Genomic DNA, 18,605 nt, shown 5'->3' on the forward strand with positions numbered 1-18,605 from the left:
GAGCCGAGGAGGCGCGGGTCGCCCCGGTCAGTCGAGCGCGTCGACCTCGGCCCGGGTCGGCACCGAGCGTGCGGCCCCCTCGCGCCCGACGGCGACGGCCGCCGCCCGGGACGCCGTCTCGAGCGCGTCGCTCCAGAGGTCGTCGTCGGCGAGCGACGCGACGATGTAGCCGATGAACGTGTCGCCGGCCGCGGTCGTGTCGACGACCTCGACCCGGTGGGCCGGCTGCTCGACGGGGTGGCCCTCGCCGACGAGCATCGACCCGTCGCCGCCGAACGTGCAGAGCAGGCGGACGCCGAGCCGATCGGCGAGGGCTGCGGCGGCGGCGCGGGGGTCGTCGGGCACGGCGGTGTCGCGGGGGTCGGCGCGCGCGGCGGTGTCGGCCTGGGCGGCGGCGACCTGCGGGTCGGGGCCGTGCCCCGCGGCGCTCTGCGGGTCGGCGTCGTGCCCCGCGGCGCCCTGCGCCTCGGCCTCGAGGAGGTCGGCGAGCTCGCTGCCGTTGACGACGAGCAGGTCGAGGTCGTCGACGATCGTCAGCACGCGAGGGTCGGACGGCGCCGAGTTGAGCACCACGAGGGCGCCGCGTTCCTGACCGGCACGGGCGGCGGCCGCGGTGATCTCGAAGGGCACCTCGAGCTGCAGGACGACGATGTCCCCCTCGCGCACCTCCTCGAAGGAGGCGCGCACGGCGTCGGCGTCGATCGCACCGTTCGCGCCGGGGACGACGGTGATCAGGTTCTCGCCCGACGAGTCGACCGAGACGATGGCCCGGCCGGTCAGCTCGTGCTCGATGCGGGCGACACCCGAGGTGTCGATGCCCTCCGCCTCCAAGGCGGCGACGAGCTCGTCGCCGGCGGGGTCTGTGCCGACCGCTCCGACGAAGCGCACGACCGCCCCGGCACGGCGCGCGGCGACGGCCTGGTTGGCGCCCTTGCCGCCGAGCTCGCGGCGAGCGCCGGTGGCGGTGATGGTCTGGCCCGGCGCGGCGTGCTCGACCACGGTGAGCCGCAGGTCGTCGTTGATGCTGCCGACGACGTGGACGGTGTGCGGGGCCATGGTTCCTCCTGGTCGCGGGCGGGCGGGCGGGGCGGGCGGGGCTGTGCGGGCGAGCGGGGCGAGCCCGCGGGGGCCTCGGCGATGCTATCGCCGGCCGCCGAGCCATGACGCCAGGAGATGGACACGACGCCACGGTTAAGACTGGCGTCGTGTCCATCTCCTGGCGTCGAGCGGGCGGTGCGCGCGGCCGCCCCGAAGTGGGCACAAACCGCACCCCCGGCGGTGGCGAATGCATGACGGGTAAGCAATGCAACGGGCACACCACGTCGATTCGGGTTCGGCGTGGTCTCCGGGCCGGTCCGCGCGAAGCGATTCGCGCCTCCGGCCCGGCCAAGCCCCAGCGCCGACTCACTCTGCAGTCGCGCCGGAGACGACTCGCGAGGGATTCGCCTCCGCCTGCCGGGAGCGAATCTTGATCGATGAAGACCGTCGATCCGACCCTCCGCAGTCAGCTCCTCTGGTTCGGGGCGCTCGTGCTCGTCTCCGCCTCGATCATCGCCGCGTTCGTCGTCGTCCCGATCTTGGTCGTGCAGGCGGAGATCGACGAGCCCGGCCGGTACGGAGTCTGCAACGGCCTGGCCCCGACGTGCCATGACATTCCCCTCGAGACCATCGCCGACGCGAGCGGCGTCGACTTCCCGGCGGGTTCGGTGGTCGTGTCGTCGAGTGCGGTTCCGAGCTCGTTCAAGGGGATCGACTACCTGCAGGCGGTGGTCTCGGTGCCCGACGGCTCGATGCCCCCCGAGGCGGTCGTCGACCTGGCCCTGTCTCCGAGCACCGACGATTCGGTCGTCGGATCATCCCTCGAGGAGTGGGGTGCCGAGTCGATCGTGGTGCTCGCCGACAGCACCGGATACCTGTTGATCGGCTTCGGGGCGACGCCGGGCGCCCGACCCGACCTCGTCTCGGTCTGGAAGCGCCTCAGCAGTCGGAGCTGACCCGCCCTGCTCGGCGACGGGCTGGACGAGGGCGCCGAGTGGTCAGAAGACGCTCTTCGTACGAGGGAGAACGACCTCTTCTGACCACTCGATCTCGGGCCCGGGGCGAGACGAGGCAGGCAGATCCGCGCGGCGCTCTTACGCACTCACGCGTAATGGCCCGCGAGCAGGCACTCCGCCTAGGAGGCGCGGGTCGGCTCGATCACGGCCAGCGCGATCACCGCGGCCCGGCCGGTGAGCTGCACCGCACCTCCTGAGGGGATGACGACCGCGTCGTGCAGGGCCAGCGCACCGTGAGTCGGCGACGTGACGTCTCCCTCGACGACCACCGCCACCGTCCAGGACGAGGGCGTGCCGGGCGTGCCGGGCGAGCGGAGCGTCAGCTCGCCGTCGAGGTGCCGCGCGACGAGCGTGCCGGCGGCCGAACCTCGCCACGTCATCAGGTTGAGGTCGAGACCCGTCCCCCGCACGTCGACGGCCTCGACGGCCGACTCGCCCGCGAAGGGGAGCACATCGAACGCCTCACCGCGCACCCGCCGCCCGTCGATGACGAGATCGAGACCGGCGGGTGACAGGGGCATCAGCAGGCGATCGACTCCGGCGAACTCCGAGAACGGGGCCGAACGGTCGATCGTCGCGATGCTGATCCGCCAGGCCGGCTCGGTCGCAGGTCCGCCCTCTGCGGGCGGGCCCTCGGCTACGACGGTCGTCGTCCCGGCCCCGTTCCGCCACGGTACGACGTCCCGGGCCGACGCCCGCAGCACAGACGGCTCGCCGGCAGCCCCCTCGCTCCCCATCAGAACGCCCGCCCCGACACGCGCTCCCCGCCGCGCCAGACCGCCTCGACCAGCGGCACCCCCGGCCGGTACGCCAGGTGCACGTACGACGGCGCGTCGAGCACGATCAGGTCTGCCGCCGCACCCACCGCGAGGCGCCCGACGTCGGTGCGGCGCAGGGCGGCCGCTCCCCCGGCGGTCGCCGACCAGAGCGCCTCGGCCGGGGTCATCCGCATGTCGCGCACGGCGACCGCGATGCAGAACGGCAGGCTCGTCGTGTAGCTCGACCCGGGGTTGCAGTCCGCCGCCAGGGCCACCGTGGCCCCGGCCGCGAGCAGTCGCCGCGCATCGGGGTAGACGGCTCGGGTCGAGAACTCGGCCCCGGGCAGCAGGGTGGCCACCGTCGTGGACCCGGCCAGCGCCTCCACGTCCTCGTCGCTCGCGTAGGTCACATGATCGGCCGACGCGGCCCCGAGCTCCACCGCGAGCTGGATCCCGCCACCCGGCGCCAGCTGACCGGCATGGAGGCGCGGCGTCAGCCCCGCCGCCATCCCCGCCGTGAGGATCGCCCGCGTCTGGTCGACGTCGAACGCGCCGACGTCGCAGAACACGTCGATCCACCTCGACAGCGGCGCGCACGCGTCGAGCATCTCGCCCATGACCAGCGCGACGTAGTCGTCGGCCCGCCCCGCGAACTCGGCCGGCACGACGTGCGCCCCCAGGAAGGTCGACTCGGTCGTCACGGTGCGGACGGCCTCGAGACTCCGCCGCTCGTCGTCGACGCTGAGCCCGTAGCCCGACTTGCTCTCGATCGTGGTGGTGCCCTGCCGCAGGGCCTCGCCGGCGAGACGCCGCACCGATCGCGCCAGGTCGGTGTCGCTCGCCGCCCGCGTGTGCGCCACGGTGCTGCGGATGCCGCCGGCCGAGTACGACTCCCCCGCCATCCGCGCCGCGAACTCGTCGGACCGGTCGCCCGCGAACGCGAGGTGGTTGTGACTGTCGACGAAGCCGGGCACGACGGCCCGCCCGCCGAGGTCGACGACCTGGTCGACGCCCGAGGGGAGGCGCGTGGCCGAGCCCGTCCACCGCACCCGATCGCCGTCCATCACCACGGCGGCGTCGAGCACGACACCGAGCGGCCCGCTCGACGCCTCGGCGTACTCGTGCACGGGGTCGTTCGTGACCAGCTGCGAGATGCCGGTCAGGGCGGTGACGGTCATGCGGAGGGATCCTCTCGGAGGGTTGACAGGGGCTCGTCCACAGGCGGCAGCACCGCCTCGATCGCCGACCGCAGGGCGGCACCCGGGGAGGCGACCCGCGCATGCACCCCGTCGCGCACGACGATCTCGCCTCCGACCATGACGGTCGACACGTCGGCCGCCGTGGCGCCGAACACGATCGACTCGAGCAGCGAATCGGGCCGGGCATCGGCCAGACGCACCGAGTCGAGCGACACCGTCACGAGGTCGGCGAGGGCTCCGGGTTCGAGCAGCCCCGCGTCGTCCCAGCCGAGCGAACGGGCGCCCTCGACGGTCGCGGCGGACATCAGCCGTGCGGCGCCGAACCAGCCGCGCCGGTTGCTGACGAGACGCTGTCCGGTCTCGATGCCCCGCGCCTCCTCGAACAGATCGATGACGGCGTGGCTGTCGCTGCCGACGGTGAGCGGCACGCCCGCCTCGACCAGCTCGCCCGCGGGGCCGACGCCGTCGGCGAGATCGCGCTCGGTCGTGACGCAGAAGCAGGCCCAGGCGTCGCCGGCCGCGAGATCGGCGACGTCGTCTTCGGTCAGGTGGGTGGCGTGCACGGCGGTGGCCCGGTGGTCGAGCACGCCGTGTCGGCGCAGCAGCGCGACGGGGGTGGAGCCGAGGAGGCGCGCGCAGTCCGCATTCTCGGCCGGCTGCTCGGAGACGTGCACGTGCAGCGGGGCGTCGCGCCCACGAGCCCACCCGGCGACCGTGGCCAGGTCTCGTTCGGGCACGGCTCGCACCGAGTGCACGGCCGCGCCGACGACGACGGTCGGGCCGCTGAGCGCCTCGCGCACGGCGGTCGCCCGTTCGGCCCAGGCCGCGACCGTGCCGTCGCCGAAGCGGATCTGCGCCGGCGAGAGCGGCACGTGCACCGGCTCGGCGGAGGGGTCGACGACCGGCTCGGCGGAGGCCTCGGCAGCCGGCTCGGCAGCCGGCTCGGACGCCGGCGCGAACCCGCCGACCAGGTAGCAGGTGTCGAGCAGCGTCAGGCGGATGCCCGCCGTCGCGGCGGCCCGGGCGAGCGCCCGCGACATGGCGAGCGGGTCGTCGTGCGGCGTGCCGTCGGCGGTGTGGTGCACGTAGTGGAACTCGCCCACCGTCGTCACCCCGGCGAGCACCATCTCGGTGAAGACGGCCGTGGCCAGGGTCTCGTAGTTCTCGGGCGTCAGCCGCCCGGCGACCGAGTACATGACGTCGCGCCAGGTCCAGAAGCTGCCGCTGCCGACCTGGGTCCGCCCCCGCAGCGCCCGGTGGAACGCGTGCGAATGGGCGTTGACGAGACCCGGCAGCGTCACGCCGCGCAGCTCGATCGAACCGGTGGGAGGCGCGGCCACGTCGTCGACCACCGACACGATCCGGTCGCCCACGACCTCGACGACCGCACCGTGCCGGACGTCGCCGACCCCGGTCCACAGATGCTCGGCCCAGAACGTCGACGTGCCGGCGCCGGTCATCGCCGGGCCCCGGCCCCGGGCTGTCCGCCCGCGGCGGGCACGACCTCGAGCGGTGCGACGAGCAGGTCGCGCAGCACCACCGTCAGGGCTTCGACGCCGTCGACGCAGTCGTCCGCCTCGGCGTGCTCGACGGGGCTGTGGCTGATGCCGGTCGGGTTCCGCACGAACAGCATGGCCGTCGGCACCCGCGACGCGAGGATCCCCGCGTCGTGCCCGGCGGCCGTCGGCAGGGTCGGCGCGCTGATCGACGCCGCTCCGAGCGACGACCGCAGCCGATCGCTCAGCGAGGCGTCGAAGTCGACCACGGGGGTGAAGCTGTCCCGGGTGACGGTGAGGCCGACGCCGTGGCCGGCCGCCGCCTCCTCGGCGATCCGCTGCAGGTCGTCGACCAGACGGACGACACCGCCCTGATCGGCCCCGCGGGCGTCGAGCCAGGCGTCGACCCGCGACGGGATCGCGTTCGTGCCGTTCGGGTCGACGCGCACGCGCCCGAACGTGGTGACCGCCTGCGCCTCGACGGCGAGACGGCGGGCGGCGCCGACGACCTCGGCGAACGGCAGCATCGGGTCGTGGCGATCGTCGAGCCGGGTGGTGCCGGCGTGGTTGCCCTCGCCCTCGAAGCAGAAGTGCCAGCGGCCGTGCGGGTGGATCGAGCTCGCGACGCCCACCGACTCGTCGCCGAGCGCCAGGTGGCGACCCTGCTCGACGTGCAGCTCGACGAAGACGCCGATGCGCGCCAGCGCGGTCTCGTCGAGACCGACGTGCTCGGGCGCGTGACCGGCCGCGGACATCGCGTCGGCCAGCGTCGTGCCGTCGTCGTCGGTGAGCGACAGGGCGTGCGACGAGTCGACGGCGCCGGTCATCAGGCGCGAGCCGAGGCACGCGAGACCGAAGCGGGCGCCCTCCTCCTCGACGAAGTTGACCACGGCGAGCGGGCGCACGGGCACGACGCCCGCCGCCTTCAGCGCGTCGACCGCGAGCAGTGCGCTGACGACGCCGAGCGGCCCGTCGAACGCCCCGCCGCCGGGCACGCTGTCCAGGTGACTGCCGGTGACGACGGCACCGTCGGCCGGCGCGCCCCACCAGGCCCACTGGTTGCCGTTGCGGTCGACCTCGACCTCGAGCCCGCGACGGGTCGCCTCGGCGGCGAACCACTCGCGCAGGCCCAGGTCGACGCCCGTCCACGAGAAGCGGTCGTAGCCGCCCGAGCGCGGGTCGCGACCGACGCCCTCGAGGTCGCTCCAGACCCCGTCGAAGGAGGCGCGCAGCAGCGGGCGGTCGGCCGTCGCCCCGCTACGGGCGGGGGCCATCGACGGTGCCCTCGGCCGTGTCGCCCGCGAAGCTCTCGGTCGCAGTGCTCTCGGTCGCGGTGCTCTCGCCGGTCGCGGTGCTCTCGCCGGCGGCATCCTCGGAGACCCGACCCGCGCCTCCTCGGCCACCGCGGTGCTCCTGCATCGGCACGCGCACGCCGCGCTGGGCGGCGACGTCGATCGCGATCTCGTAGCCGGCATCCGCGTGGCGGATGACGCCCATGCCGGGGTCGGCGACGAGCACGCGGCCGAGCTTCTCGGCGGCGAGATCGGTGCCGTCGGCGACGATCACCTGACCGGCGTGGATCGATCGGCCCATGCCGACGCCTCCGCCCTGGTGGATCGACACCCAGGTGGCTCCCGACGCGACGTTGACCATCGCGTTCAGCAGCGGCCAGTCGGCGATGGCGTCCGAGCCGTCGAGCATGGCCTCCGTCTCGCGGTACGGCGACGCGACCGAGCCGGAGTCGAGGTGGTCGCGACCGATCACGATCGGCGCCGACAGCTCGCCCGACGCGACCATCTCGTTGAACTTCAGCCCGGCGAGGTGACGCTCGCCGTAGCCGAGCCAGCAGATGCGCGCCGGCAGCCCCTGGAAGGCGACGCGCTCACCCGCCATGGTGATCCACTTCTTCAGCGACTCGTTCTCGGGGAACAGCTCGAGGATCGCTTTGTCGGTCGCCGCGATGTCGGCGGGGTCGCCCGAGAGCGCCGCCCAGCGGAACGGGCCCTTGCCCTCGGCGAACAGCGGGCGGATGTAGGCGGGCACGAAGCCGGGGAACGCGAAGGCGCGGTCGTAGCCGGCCGTGCGGGCCTCGCCGCGGATGCTGTTGCCGTAGTCGAAGACGACCGCCCCGGCGTCCTGGAACCCGACCATCGCCTCGACGTGGGCGCGCATGGCGGCCTGCGAGCGGCGGGTGAAGTCGGCGGGGTCGGCGGCGGCCTCGGCGGCCATGTCCTCGAAGCGGGTGCCGATCGGCAGGTACGACAGGGGGTCGTGCGCCGAGGTCTGGTCGGTGACGATGTCGATCGGGGCCTTGCGGGCCAGCAGCTCGGGCACCATCTCGGCGGCGTTCCCGACCACGCCGATCGACAGGGGGCGCTTCTCGTCGCGGGCGGCGATCGCCAGCTCGAGCGCCTCGTCGAGGCTCGACGCGGCGACGTCGAGGTATCGGTGCTCGACCCGGCGGTCGATGCGCGTGCGGTCGACGTCGATGCAGATCGCGACGCCGTCGTTCATCGTCACGGCCAGCGGCTGCGCGCCTCCCATGCCCCCGACGCCCGCGGTCAGCGTGATCGTGCCGGCCAGGGTGCCGCCGAAGTCGGCGTTCGCGACCGCCGAGAACGTCTCGTAGGTGCCCTGGAGGATGCCCTGCGTGCCGATGTAGATCCACGAGCCGGCCGTCATCTGGCCGTACATCATCAGGCCCATGGCGTCGAGCTTGCGGAAGTCCTCCCAGTTGGCCCAGTCGCCCACCAGGTTCGAGTTCGCGATCAGCACGCGCGGCGACCACTCGTTCGTGCGGAACACGCCGACCGGCTTGCCCGACTGCACGAGCATCGTCTCGTCGTCCTTCAGGGTCTTCAGCGTCTCGACCATCGCGTCGAACGCCTCCCAGCTGCGGGCGGCCTTGCCCGTGCCGCCGTAGACGACGAGGTCGTCGGGGTGCTCGGCGACCTCGGGGTCGAGGTTGTTCATCAGCATGCGCAGCGCGGCCTCCTGCTGCCAGCCGAGGCAGCTGAGCTCGGTTCCGCGCGGGGCCCGGACCGGGCGGGGCCCCGAGGAGGCGCGGGTCGCGTCGGCGGCGCCGGTCGCGTCGGTGTCGGTCGCGTCGGTGCCGGTGGTGGAGGAGGCGGTGGTGCCGGTGGTCTCGGTGTCGAGGGTCACGAGGGGGCTTCCGTTCGAGGTCGATCTGCGGTTCAGGAGGAGGCGGCGACGTCGCGCGGCACGCCGTGCGGGCGCGACGAGTCGCCGCGTGCCCGCTGAGGGGCACCGGTCGGGGCTGTTCGGTTGTGGTCGTGCGGTGGTGCGGGTGCTGCGGGTGATGCGGATGGTGCCGTGATGCAGGTGGTGCCGTGGTGCGGTGCCGGCGACCGGGCGGGTGCCCGGTCGCCGGCGGGACGACCTAGAGGAGGTCGTACTCGGTGAGGAACTCCTTGGCGACGCTCGCCGAGTCCTGCTTGTCGACCTGGACCTTGGCGAGGTACTCGGTCAGGTTCTCGGTGGTCAGCGCCTCGGACACGGAGTTGAGGGCGTCCTCGACGGTGTCGTCGCTCTTGTCCTCGCGGACGATCGGGAGGATGTTCTCCGAGAGGAACAGCTGCTTGGTGTCCTCGAGGGTGACGAGGTCGTTCGTCTCGATGGCCGAGTCGGTCGAGAAGATGTTCGCGACCTCGACGTCGCCGTCGGTCAGGGCGGCGAGGGTCAGGGGTCCGCCGGCGTCGAGGGGCACGAACTCCTTGAAGGTCAGGCCGTACTCGGACTCGAGGCCCTTGATGCCCTGGATGCGCTCGGCGAACTCGGGGCCGGCCGCGATGCGGAGCTGGTCGGCGACGGGCTCGAGGTCCTCGATGGTCTCGAGGTCGTACTCGTCGGCGGTCTCGCTGGTCACGCTGAGCGTGTCCTTGTCTTCGGCGTCGGACTGCGGCAGCGAGACGATGCCCTCGGGGAGGACATCCTGCAGAGCGTCGTAGACGTCGTCGGGCGAAGTGACGCCCTCGGGCGCGCCGTCGTCGGAGAGCGCGGCGAGCAGGGCGCCGTTGTACTCGGGGAGGAGGTCGATCGAGCCGTCTTCGAGGGCCTGGAGGTAGACCTCGCGGGCGCCGATGTTGAAGCTGCGCTCGACGTCGACGCCGTTGGCCTCGAGGACCTGCGCGTACATCTCGGCGAGCAGCTCGCTCTCGGGGAAGTTCGCGGAGCCGACGGTGATCGTCTCGCTGTCGCCGGAGGCCGAGCCGCCGGTCGACTCGGTGGGGTCGGAGCAGCCGGCGAGCACGAGCATGCCGACGCCGAGGACGCCGACGGCGCCGAGGAGGTTCTTCTTCTTCATGATGTGGGGGCTTTCGTTCGGGTGCCGGGACCGGGCTGTCCGGTCGGGGCGGGTGAGGTGGAGGGTGCGGGGACGGTCTTGGTGGTACGGCGGGTGACGCGTCGGCCGGTGAGGCCGGGCGAGATGACGGAGCGCTGGATCACCGCGGCGATCAGGTCGACGACGATGGCGAGCGCCGCGACGACGACGGCGCCGGCGACGACGCGCTCGTAGGCGTTCAGGGCGATGCCGTCGACGAGCAGACGGCCGAGGCCGCCGATGCCGACGTAGGCAGCGACGGTCGACGTGGCGATCACCTGGAGGAGCGCGTTGCGCAGACCGCTCGAGATGAGCGGCAGCGCCATCGGCACCTCGAGCTTGAAGAGCACCTGCATCGGGCGCATGCCCATGCCCTTGGCCGCGTCGATGGCCGCCGGATCGACGGCGCGGATGCCGGCGTAGGTCGTCGTGAGGATGGGCGGGATGGCCAGGATCACCAGGGCGATCAGCACGGGCAGGAACCCGCGCCCCATCAGCACGACCAGCAGGATGATCAGACCCAGGGTCGGCAGCGACCGGCCGGCGTTCGCCGCGTTGATCGCGATGAACGAGAGCTTGCCGGTGTGCCCGATGTACAGACCGAGCGGGAGGGCGATGGCCGCGGCCACGGCGACCGCCTGGATCGTGTACCAGAGGTGCGTGAGGATCAGCGACGGGATGGACCCGGTGGCGCCGAACTGCCAGTTGTCGCCGTCGAGCAGGTACGAGAGGAGTCCGTCGTTCACGAGGCGATCCTCCCCGCCGCTCGGACCCAGGGCGTCGCACGACGCTGGATCAGCACGATGATGCCGTCGAGGATCGCGGCGAGCACGACCGAGAGCACGATGCCGACGATGATCGGCGGAGCGTAGTTGAGCTGCTGCCCGCGGGTGAAGAGCGTGCCGAGACCGCCGACGCCGATCAGGGCGCCGACGCTGACGAGGCTGACGTTGGCGACGGTCGCGACCCGGAGGCCGGCCAGCATGACCGGCAGCGCGATCGGTAGCTCGACGCTGACGAGACGACGCAGGCGCCGGTAGCCCATCGCCGAGGCCGCCTCGGCGACCAGCGGGTCGACCGACTTGAGACCGTCGGCGACGACCCTGACGAGCAGGGCGACCGTGTAGACGGTCAGCGCGACGATGATGTTGAGCGGGTCGAGGATGCGGATGCCGAGGACGGACGGCACCAGCACGATCAGCGCCAGCGACGGGACGGCGTAGAGGATGCCGCTGAGGTTGAGCAGCGGGTGGTACAGGAAGTTGAAGCGCACGGCCAGATAGCCGATCGGCAGCGACACCACGATGCCGAGCAGCACGGGCAGCAGCGCGAGGTACACGTGCTGCGACAGGGCGGCCTGGATGACCGGCCCGTTGTTCTGGAGGTACTGGATCACGCGACGTCCACCTCGCGACGACGGCGCGCCTCCAGCTGCTTCATCAGGCTGGTGTGACGGATCACGCCGTCGACGACCCCGTGCTCGTCGACGCGGATGACGATGCCGACCGGCGACGTGATCGCCAGGTCGGTGACGAGTCGCAGCGAGTCGGTGCTGGTGTACCAGCCGCCCGGGTGCGTGGGAGCGGTCTCGGAGCCGAGGCCGGGGCCCGTCCAGCCGATCGGTCGACCGGCGTCGTCGAGCACGAGGCGCTCGGGCCCGGCCTGCGCCACGGAGACCGGCTCGACCTCGAGACCGGCGGCGGAGTCGAACGACAGGCTGCGGAACCCGCGGTCGCGACCGACGAAGCCGGCCACGAAGTCGTCGGCGGGGTTCGAGAGCAGCTCGCGCGGTGTGGCGAACTGGGCGAGGTGCCCGCCCTCACGGAAGACGGCGACCCGGTCGCCCATCTTGATGGCCTCGTCGATGTCGTGGGTGACCATGGCGATGGTCTTGCCCAGGTCGCGCTGCAGACGGAGGAACTCGGCCTGCAGACCCTCGCGCACGATGGGGTCGACGGCGCTGAACGGCTCGTCCATGATCATCACGGGCGGGTCGGCGGCGAGCGCCCGGGCGACGCCGACGCGCTGCTGCTGGCCACCCGAGAGCTGCACGGGGTAGCGGTCGGCCATCGACTCGGAGAGCCCGACGCGCTCCATGAGCTCGACGGCCGTCGAGCGCGCCTTCTTCTTGCTCGTGCCGACGAGGCCGGGCACGGTCATGATGTTCTCGACGATCGTGCGGTGCGGGAACAGCCCCGCGGCCTGGATGACGTAGCCGATCCCGCGGCGGAGCGACGCCGCGTCGCCGGTCGCGACGTCCTTCCCGTCGATCAGGACGCGGCCCTTCGTGGGCTCCACCATGCGGTTGATCATCCGCAGCGACGTCGTCTTGCCGCAGCCCGACGGACCCACGAACACGGTCAGTTCGCCGGTGGGCAGTTCGAGGTCGAGACCGTCGACGGCCACCGTCCCGTCGGGGTAGACCTTGCTGACGCCGTCGAAGGTGATCATGGGGCGTTCTCCTGTCGCGATGCCGGGCTCTGAGGAGCGCGCTCCCGGCGATTCGTGAATAAGTTGATTCATCATGCGGAATCGATGAATACTTCGTCAATAAGCGCTACGGCCTGTTTACGAGACCGAAACACGAGGGAGGCACAGTGACCGACATGCACGCCAGCGACGACCTTCCCCCGGTCACCCTAGACGGCACTCCGTTACGAGTGGCCGATCTCGTGGCCCTCGCGGACCGTCGCGCCCGCGTGTCGGTGCCCGGATACGCCCTGGCGACGGTGGAGGAATCGCATCGCACCCTGCTCGCCGCGCGCGACTCCGGCATCGTCTACGGCGCCAACACGGGTGTCGGTGCGAACCGCGGGATCTCGGTCGTCGACGACGCCGTCGACCTCACCCCGGAGGAGGAGCACCGCGAGCAAGCGGCCCACGGGCTGCGCCTGCTGCGCAGCCACGCGTCGGGCATCGGCGAGGTGGAGGACGACCGCGTCACCCGGGCCGCCCTGGTCGTCCGACTGAATCAGCTGCTGGCCGGCGGATCGGGCATCAGCCCGGGCGTCGTGCAGGGTCTGCTCGCCGCGGTGCGGAACGACTCGCTGCCGACCCTGCACCGCACCGGTTCGATCGGCACCGGAGACCTGACCGCGCTGGCCGAGCTGGCACTCACCCTCATCGGCGAGTTCCCGTGGCGGAGCGGCGGCGTGCCGCCCGTGGTGTTCGCCGAGACCGACTCCCTGCCGTTCATGAGCTCGAGCGCCGTGACCCTCGCGACCACAGCGCTCGCGGCCGACGTCGCCGCCCGCCAGCTCGACGCCGCCACGGTCGTCGCGGCTCTCAGCTTCAGGGCGCTGCGCGGGTCGCCCGAGGCGTTCGACGCCCAGGTGCACGCCGCACGACCTCATCCCGGGCAGGTGCGCGAGGCCGCCCGCCTGCGCTGGCTGACCGAGGCGGTCGAGGGCGACCCGCTTCCGGTGGCGCGCCTCCAGGATCCCTTCGGACTGAGGGCCTCGCCGCAGGTGCACGCGCCGGCCCGCACCGCGCTCGGGGTGCTGCTCGACGCTCTCGACCGCGAGCTCGGCGGCCCGGCCGAGAACCCGCTCGTCGTCGACGACGGCGTGCGGCACCACGGGCAGTTCCACCTCGCGACGCTCGCGTGGTCGCTCGACGCGGCCCGCATGGGGCTGCACCCCGTGTTCAGCCTGTCGACGAGTCGACTCGGGCTGCTGATGCGGGCCGACATGACCGGGTTGCCGCCGTTCCTCGCCGACGCGCGGCGGAACGCGACGAGCTCGGGCCTGATGATCGTCGAGTACGTCGCCCAGGACGCCCTCGCCCACATGCGCATCGACGCGACGCCGGTCACGAACGCCAGCATCAGCGTGTCGCTCGGCCTCGAGGAGCACGCGAGCTTCGCGATCCAGAGCACGCGCCTCCTGACCAGCCTGGTGCGCTCGTCGGGCGCGGTGCTCGCGGTGGAGCTGTTCGCCGCGGTGCGCGCCCTGCAGATGGCGCCCGACCGGGTGGCCGGCACGCGCCTCCGGCCGGTGTTCGAGCGACTCGTCGCCCTGATCGACCCGTCGACGGACGACCGGCCGCTCGGAGCCGACATCGCCCGGATGGAGGCCGAGCTGCCGACGCTCGGGGCGGCCCTCCGCGACTGCCCCGCGTAGGGCCGAGCGCATCCGCGCCGCCCCTCCTCGCGGATCGAGTGGTCGGAAGATGCTCTTCCTCGAGCGGGGAAGAGCATCTTCGGACCACTCGATGCGACGAGCGTGGGCTCGGGCGGCTGGGGCTCTAGGCGTCGCGGGCGGCGAGCGCGTCGGCCGCGGCCTGCTCGTCGCGGTACTGCTCGATCACGCTGATGTCGTCCATCGGGCGCAGCTCGTCGGCGTAGCTGACCGACTGGCGGCGCATCACGCCGTTCGAGCCGATCGAGTACTGCCCCATGCGCCAGAGCGGCGGCGAGTACGCGTGGATCGAGACCGACCCGTCGACGTTCCCGCCCATGCGGTGGATGTGGTCGGGCCCGAAGTGGAACGAGCGCCCCGCCTCGACCACGCGGCTGACCGCCTCGCCGCCCATGCGGGGGTTCGCCTCGTTCACCGCGCCCTCCACGACGGCGACAGCCCCCGACGAGATGTCGTGGTCGTGCCAGCCGGTGTCGTCGGTGGTATCCCAGCAGAGCAGCCAGACGTCGATGTGGCTGTCGCGGTACAGCGAGGCGAAGTGCCGCTGGCCGCCGCCGTGCTGCACGAGGTGGCGCCAGGCCTCGGGGCGGGTCGCCATCTCGTCGACCCACGCCTTCAGCTCGGGGCGGGTGAGGTCGCGGCCCGGCAGCGCGGGCAGGGCGGGTGCGGCGGGCGCGGCGAGCAGTGCGGACGCGTCGAGCACTGCGGACGCGTCGGCGGCACCGGCACCGTCGAGCGGAGCAGAGGAGGAGCGGGTCGTCGAGTCGGGAGCGGTGACGGTCATCGGGGTTCTCCGGTCAGCAGGGCGCGGGGGTTCGCGTGGACATGGGCGTGGGTGAAGGCGTGACCGAGCCCGGGGTCGCGCGGCTGGGCGTACGGCCTGTCGGAGCCGTGCACGACGGGGTCGACGCCCACGACGCGCACGACGGCGTCGATGGCGCGGGTGTCGTACGACGAGGTCTCGTAGAACACGTTGGGGTCGACCGAGCCGAACTCGCCGCCACGGGCGACGAGGCGCTCGTGGTGCAGCGGCGCGAGACCGGCGAGGGCGACGAAGACGATGCGCAGGGTCGGGTGCGCGGCGCGGCCGCCCTGGTGCCAGGCGAACCAGGCCGACTGCAGCTGACTCACGTAGGGCACGACGGCGGGCCACCAGGCGGGGGTGTCGGCGACGGCCGGGGCCGGCCCGGGGTGCACCATGACGGGCTTGCCCGAGACGGCGACGACGTCGAGCACGGGGGCCATCCGCTGCACGGCGGCGGGATCGAGGAGGCACGTGGCCGGCAGCTGCAGCCCGACCACCCGGTCGTCGCGCAGGATCTCCGACAGCCCGACGAGGTCGTGCTCGACGACGGGCGTCGCCGCCCAGACGCGGAAGGGGTCGCCGAGACCGAGGGCGGAACGGTGCCAGACGTCGATCAGCTCGCGGGCCTCGGCGCCCGGCAGATGCTCGATGCCGAGCGGGCTCGACAGCGACACGAGCACGTCGTCCTTGCCCTCGGCGATCTCGCGCGCCCGGCGGCGCTCGACGTCGTGGGCGGCCGGGTCGACGGCGTAGGGGGCCTCGCCGGCGGTGAGCAACGTCCAGTCGTCGACGAGGCGCGGCTCGGTCGTGCGGGCGCGCAGGGCCTCGACGAAGGCGGCGGGCCAGACGTGCTGGTGGGTGTCGGTGCGGCCGGAGGCGATGCGGCGCGAGACGGCGACCCGCGACGACGGAGCCGGGGCGGCGGACGACGCGACGGGTGCGGGGTCGCCGACCCGCGCCTCCTCGGTGGCCATCTCGCTGTGAACCGGTTCACTCATGTGAGTAGTGAACCGGTTCACAGCGCGTTTTGTCAAGGCGGCGGCACGCTGGCCGTTCTGCGAACGATCGAGGCGCGACCCGGGGCGGCGACCCCCTGCCACGTATGCTGTGCGGGTGAAGGAGCCTCGTCGTCGTACGCTCCAGGACGTCGCCGACGCGGCCGGCCTGTCGAAGTCCGCGACGTCGTACGCGCTGCGCGGGCTGCGCGGCTCGACCGAGACGCAGGCCCGGGTGCTGCGGGTCGCGGCCGAGCTCGGCTACACGGTCGACCCGGTGGCCCGGGCGCTGGCCGGCGGGCGCAGCAGCAACGTCGTGATCGTCGGCACGCTCCGCGACCTCTGGCAGCAGGATCTCGCCGTGATGCTCAGCCGCGCGCTCGGCCGCCTCGCGCTGAACGCCTCGATCGCCGACGTCGACGCGTCGCCCACCCGCGAGGAGGCGGTGCTCGCGGCCCTGAACAGCCGCCAGGTCGACGGCGTGGTCGTCTTGCCGGTCGACCCGTCGGCGGAGTACTGGGCCGACGTGCCCGACGAGATCCGCGTGGTGTCGATCGGCGACGCGCTCACCCACCGCCCCGACTCCCCCGTCGTGCTGTTCGACAACGCGTCCGGCGTCGGCACGGGTCTGCGGCACCTCGCCGGGCTCGGCCATCAGACGGTCGGCGTGCTCGCCCCCGCGCTGCCCGCCACCCCCGGGCGACCGGCCGAGATGCTCGCGACCTCGCTCGGCTCGGAGCTCGGCCTCGACGTGACCGTGACCGCGACGCCCGCCGCGGTCGGCGAGGCGGCCGACGCGACGGAGCGACTGCTGCGCTCGACGTCGCGACCCACCGCGCTGCTCTGCCTCAGCGACTCGATCGCGTTCGGCGCCTACGCGGCGGCCCGGCGGGTCGGACTCGAGGTGCCGCGCGAGCTGTCGGTGCTGGGCTACGACGACAGCGCGATGGCGCCGCTCGTCGAGCCGCAGCTCAGCACGTTCGCGTGGGACGAGGCGGCCATCGTCGACGCCGCCGTCGACGCGCTGCACACCCCGGGGGACGAGCTCGACGGCGGGGCGCGGCGGCAGACGTTCCGGCCGGTGTTCATGCCGCGCGGGTCGACGGCTGCGCCCGGCGGCTGAGCTCGCCTCGCACGCCGGCTGAGCTCGCCTCGCCCGCCGGCTGAGCTCGCCATCCCGCCACGTTCTCGACATGCCGCCACCCGATCCGGTGGCGGCGTGTCGAGTCGGTGGCGGCGTGGACGGCGAGCGCGACTTGCAGGTGCCGTAGCGTCATGTGGTCTGGTGGACTCACCTCCCACCCACCGAAGAAGGCTCAGCTCATGTTCTCGTCGTTCGTCTCGCCGCGTCAGGTCAAGATCGGGGACGCCGCCGCGTTCGCCGGCACCACCCCCCGGGCGATCAGGCACTACCACGACATCGGAGTGCTGCCCGAGCCCGAGCGCGGCTCGGACGGCCGACGACGCTACGGATACGACGCGATGATCCGGCTGCTCTGGATCCGCAAGATGGCCGACGCCGGGGTCGCCCTGGAGGACATCCGCGGGGCCTTCGCCGACGATGCGGGCGGGGACGCTGATGCCGCCGGGAACGGCGGTGCCGGCGGTGACGGCGGCGCGGACGGGGACCGTGCTCCCATCGATCCGCAGGTCACGCGGGTGCTGGACAGGCTCGAGTCGACTCTCGTCGCCAAGGAGGCGGAGCTGCGGCGGCAACGGGCCGCGGTGCAGCGCATGCGGACCCGGGGCAGCCGACTCGGCCTGCTCGACGACATCGTCGCCGGTCGTCTCGAGTCCCTGCCCGAGGGCTCGGTGCGCCGAGACGATCTGGACACCCTGCTGGTCACGGAGCGGATGCTCGGTCCGCTCGCCGCCGCGATGCAGGCGGGTCGCTTCGTCGCCCTGGCCACCCACCCCGTGCTGCGCGAGGGGTCGGACCGCGTCGACGCCGCCGAGGAGGCCCTCGACGACACGGTCGCGGTCGACGACCCCCGGGTGGCGCAGGTCGCGGCCGAACGTCACGCCTTCGAGGAGGCGCTGCAGGCCGCCATCGAGGCGTCCGGCCAGGACGCGGAGGACGACGCGATCCTCGACGCCTGGGACGAGCTGCACCCTGCCGCGGACGACGCGGTCGGCGGCGCGGTCGAGGCCGACGGTCGCGGTGCGGGGCCGAGGCGCATGAGCGTCGCCGAGGCGATCAGCAAGATGCCCTACGACTACTCCCCCGCCCGCTGGAGGTGCATGGAGCTCGCCCTCGAGCTCGGCGCCCCCGACCCGAGCGCCCCGAGCGCCGCCGAGTAGGACTGCGGCGGGTTCCCGTCATCGGGGGCGGGTCAGCGCTGACCCGCCGCGGATGACAGGAACCCGCCGAACCAGGCGGCCCGGTGCCTCTCCGCCGCTGATCGCTTGGCCACAGACCCTCGCCGCGACACACTATGAGGGTGATCTACTATCTCGCGCCGCTCCTCCTCGGGGCCGGCTTCGTCGGGCTCTGCGTCGTCCTGCGCGCGGAGGACCGCGGACGTCGGCGGTCGCGCGGCGACGACGCGACGATCGCCGAACCCGAGAGGACCCCATGACATCGAGATCGGTCGCTGCGAGCGTGCTGAAGCACGTCGCGACGGGAATCGCGGCGGGCCTCACGGCCATGGGCGCGTTGCTGGGGAACAAGCCGCATCCCGGGCCTCAGCCCACGGGCGACGAGCGGGCTGACTACCGCCCCTGAACGCCCGGCCGGATGGACGCCAGCGCGGCCACCGCCAGCTGCGGCGGGTTCCCGTCATCGGGGGCGGGTCAGCGCTGACCCGCCGCGGATGA

General features: G+C 73.0%; 18 protein-coding genes. 6 read left to right on the plus strand and 12 right to left on the minus strand.

What is annotated here, in order from left to right; all coding sequences use genetic code 11:
* Window positions 1-27: 27 nt before the first annotated feature.
* Window positions 28-1,056, minus strand: a complete 1,029-nt coding sequence (locus SOM11_RS12860) for a ribokinase (RefSeq protein WP_320478274.1) — start codon at window positions 1,054-1,056, stop codon at window positions 28-30.
* A 419-nt stretch (window positions 1,057-1,475) separates the two neighbouring features.
* On the opposite strand from SOM11_RS12860, the gene SOM11_RS12865 reads away from it, so the two are divergent.
* On the plus strand, window positions 1,476-1,994 hold the full coding sequence (locus SOM11_RS12865) for a hypothetical protein (RefSeq protein ID WP_320478275.1): 519 nt from the start codon (window positions 1,476-1,478) through the stop codon (window positions 1,992-1,994).
* Window positions 1,995-2,173: 179 nt separating this feature from the next.
* On the opposite strand, the gene SOM11_RS12870 is transcribed toward SOM11_RS12865, so the two are convergent.
* From SOM11_RS12870 to SOM11_RS12910, 9 genes are all read right to left on the minus strand, one after another.
* A complete protein-coding gene (locus tag SOM11_RS12870; protein WP_320478276.1) occupies window positions 2,174-2,791 on the minus strand; it encodes a HutD family protein in 618 nt (205 codons plus the stop codon).
* Window positions 2,791-3,990 (minus strand): imidazolonepropionase, encoded by a 1,200-nt coding sequence (gene hutI, locus SOM11_RS12875; RefSeq protein ID WP_320478277.1) that lies wholly within the window; start codon window positions 3,988-3,990, stop codon window positions 2,791-2,793. Before hutI ends, SOM11_RS12870 begins: the two co-directional genes overlap by 1 nt.
* Complete coding sequence (hutF, locus tag SOM11_RS12880; protein ID WP_320478278.1) at window positions 3,987-5,471, minus strand: formimidoylglutamate deiminase; 1,485 nt, start codon at window positions 5,469-5,471, stop codon at window positions 3,987-3,989. The genes hutI and hutF overlap by 4 nt, the downstream gene beginning before the upstream one ends.
* A complete protein-coding gene (locus SOM11_RS12885; protein WP_320478279.1) occupies window positions 5,468-6,781 on the minus strand; it encodes an allantoate amidohydrolase in 1,314 nt (437 codons plus the stop codon). The genes hutF and SOM11_RS12885 overlap by 4 nt, the downstream gene beginning before the upstream one ends.
* Window positions 6,765-8,669, minus strand: coding sequence for a urocanate hydratase (hutU, locus tag SOM11_RS12890; RefSeq protein WP_320478280.1), 1,905 nt, complete (start codon window positions 8,667-8,669; stop codon window positions 6,765-6,767). The genes SOM11_RS12885 and hutU overlap by 17 nt, the downstream gene beginning before the upstream one ends.
* Window positions 8,670-8,907: 238 nt before the next feature.
* Window positions 8,908-9,831 (minus strand): ABC transporter substrate-binding protein, encoded by a 924-nt coding sequence (locus tag SOM11_RS12895; RefSeq protein ID WP_243214777.1) that lies wholly within the window; start codon window positions 9,829-9,831, stop codon window positions 8,908-8,910.
* Window positions 9,828-10,595, minus strand: a complete 768-nt coding sequence (locus tag SOM11_RS12900; RefSeq protein WP_192061488.1) for an ABC transporter permease — start codon at window positions 10,593-10,595, stop codon at window positions 9,828-9,830. Before SOM11_RS12900 ends, SOM11_RS12895 begins: the two co-directional genes overlap by 4 nt.
* Window positions 10,592-11,245, minus strand: coding sequence for an ABC transporter permease (locus SOM11_RS12905; RefSeq protein ID WP_320478281.1), 654 nt, complete (start codon window positions 11,243-11,245; stop codon window positions 10,592-10,594). The genes SOM11_RS12900 and SOM11_RS12905 overlap by 4 nt, the downstream gene beginning before the upstream one ends.
* Complete coding sequence (locus SOM11_RS12910) at window positions 11,242-12,300, minus strand: ABC transporter ATP-binding protein (RefSeq protein WP_320478282.1); 1,059 nt, start codon at window positions 12,298-12,300, stop codon at window positions 11,242-11,244. The genes SOM11_RS12905 and SOM11_RS12910 overlap by 4 nt, the downstream gene beginning before the upstream one ends.
* 155 nt (window positions 12,301-12,455) lie before the next feature.
* Between SOM11_RS12910 and SOM11_RS12915 the strand changes: the two genes are divergently transcribed.
* Window positions 12,456-13,970, plus strand: a complete 1,515-nt coding sequence (locus tag SOM11_RS12915) for an aromatic amino acid ammonia-lyase (RefSeq protein WP_192061529.1) — start codon at window positions 12,456-12,458, stop codon at window positions 13,968-13,970.
* Between the two features lie 124 nt (window positions 13,971-14,094).
* Here the strand turns inward: SOM11_RS12915 and SOM11_RS12920 are convergent, their stop codons facing one another.
* Complete coding sequence (locus SOM11_RS12920; protein WP_320478283.1) at window positions 14,095-14,772, minus strand: cysteine dioxygenase family protein; 678 nt, start codon at window positions 14,770-14,772, stop codon at window positions 14,095-14,097.
* A complete protein-coding gene (locus SOM11_RS12925) occupies window positions 14,769-15,791 on the minus strand; it encodes an amidohydrolase (RefSeq protein ID WP_320478284.1) in 1,023 nt (340 codons plus the stop codon). The genes SOM11_RS12920 and SOM11_RS12925 overlap by 4 nt, the downstream gene beginning before the upstream one ends.
* Window positions 15,792-15,906: 115 nt before the next feature.
* Here SOM11_RS12925 and SOM11_RS12930 point away from each other — a divergent pair, with 115 nt between their 5' ends.
* The 4 genes from SOM11_RS12930 to SOM11_RS12945 all read left to right on the plus strand — a co-directional run bounded on the left by SOM11_RS12930 (window position 15,907) and on the right by SOM11_RS12945 (window position 18,513).
* Window positions 15,907-16,911 carry a LacI family DNA-binding transcriptional regulator gene (locus SOM11_RS12930; protein WP_320478285.1) on the plus strand — a complete coding sequence of 335 codons (1,005 nt, stop codon included), beginning with the start codon at window positions 15,907-15,909 and terminating at the stop codon, window positions 16,909-16,911.
* A gap of 200 nt (window positions 16,912-17,111) precedes the next feature.
* Complete coding sequence (locus SOM11_RS12935) at window positions 17,112-18,089, plus strand: MerR family transcriptional regulator (RefSeq protein WP_320478286.1); 978 nt, start codon at window positions 17,112-17,114, stop codon at window positions 18,087-18,089.
* 140 nt (window positions 18,090-18,229) lie between these two features.
* Window positions 18,230-18,367: a hypothetical protein gene (locus SOM11_RS12940; protein WP_192061494.1), complete on the plus strand. Its 138-nt coding sequence runs from the start codon at window positions 18,230-18,232 to the stop codon at window positions 18,365-18,367.
* Window positions 18,364-18,513 (plus strand): hypothetical protein, encoded by a 150-nt coding sequence (locus tag SOM11_RS12945; protein ID WP_320478287.1) that lies wholly within the window; start codon window positions 18,364-18,366, stop codon window positions 18,511-18,513. The genes SOM11_RS12940 and SOM11_RS12945 overlap by 4 nt, the downstream gene beginning before the upstream one ends.
* The last annotated feature ends 92 nt before the right edge of the window (window positions 18,514-18,605 follow it).

The sequence above is a fragment of the Frigoribacterium sp. CFBP9029 genome, assembly GCF_034045305.1.
Lineage (GTDB): Bacteria > Actinomycetota > Actinomycetes > Actinomycetales > Microbacteriaceae > Frigoribacterium.

Excerpts from the sequence above, each read along its gene's own strand:
- SOM11_RS12860 (WP_320478274.1), bottom strand. The coding sequence starts at position 1,056 with ATGGCCCCGCACACCGTCCACGTCGTCGGCAGCATCAACGACGACCTG.
- SOM11_RS12865 (WP_320478275.1), top strand. The coding sequence starts at position 1,476 with ATGAAGACCGTCGATCCGACCCTCCGCAGTCAGCTCCTCTGGTTCGGG.
- SOM11_RS12870 (WP_320478276.1), bottom strand. The coding sequence starts at position 2,791 with ATGGGGAGCGAGGGGGCTGCCGGCGAGCCGTCTGTGCTGCGGGCGTCG.
- hutI (WP_320478277.1), bottom strand. The coding sequence starts at position 3,990 with ATGACCGTCACCGCCCTGACCGGCATCTCGCAGCTGGTCACGAACGAC.
- hutF (WP_320478278.1), bottom strand. The coding sequence starts at position 5,471 with ATGACCGGCGCCGGCACGTCGACGTTCTGGGCCGAGCATCTGTGGACC.
- SOM11_RS12885 (WP_320478279.1), bottom strand. The coding sequence starts at position 6,781 with ATGGCCCCCGCCCGTAGCGGGGCGACGGCCGACCGCCCGCTGCTGCGC.
- SOM11_RS12895 (WP_243214777.1), bottom strand. The coding sequence starts at position 9,831 with ATGAAGAAGAAGAACCTCCTCGGCGCCGTCGGCGTCCTCGGCGTCGGC.
- SOM11_RS12910 (WP_320478282.1), bottom strand. The coding sequence starts at position 12,300 with ATGATCACCTTCGACGGCGTCAGCAAGGTCTACCCCGACGGGACGGTG.
- SOM11_RS12915 (WP_192061529.1), top strand. The coding sequence starts at position 12,456 with ATGCACGCCAGCGACGACCTTCCCCCGGTCACCCTAGACGGCACTCCG.
- SOM11_RS12920 (WP_320478283.1), bottom strand. The coding sequence starts at position 14,772 with ATGACCGTCACCGCTCCCGACTCGACGACCCGCTCCTCCTCTGCTCCG.
- SOM11_RS12925 (WP_320478284.1), bottom strand. The coding sequence starts at position 15,791 with ATGAGTGAACCGGTTCACAGCGAGATGGCCACCGAGGAGGCGCGGGTC.
- SOM11_RS12935 (WP_320478286.1), top strand. The coding sequence starts at position 17,112 with ATGTTCTCGTCGTTCGTCTCGCCGCGTCAGGTCAAGATCGGGGACGCC.
- SOM11_RS12945 (WP_320478287.1), top strand. The coding sequence starts at position 18,364 with ATGACATCGAGATCGGTCGCTGCGAGCGTGCTGAAGCACGTCGCGACG.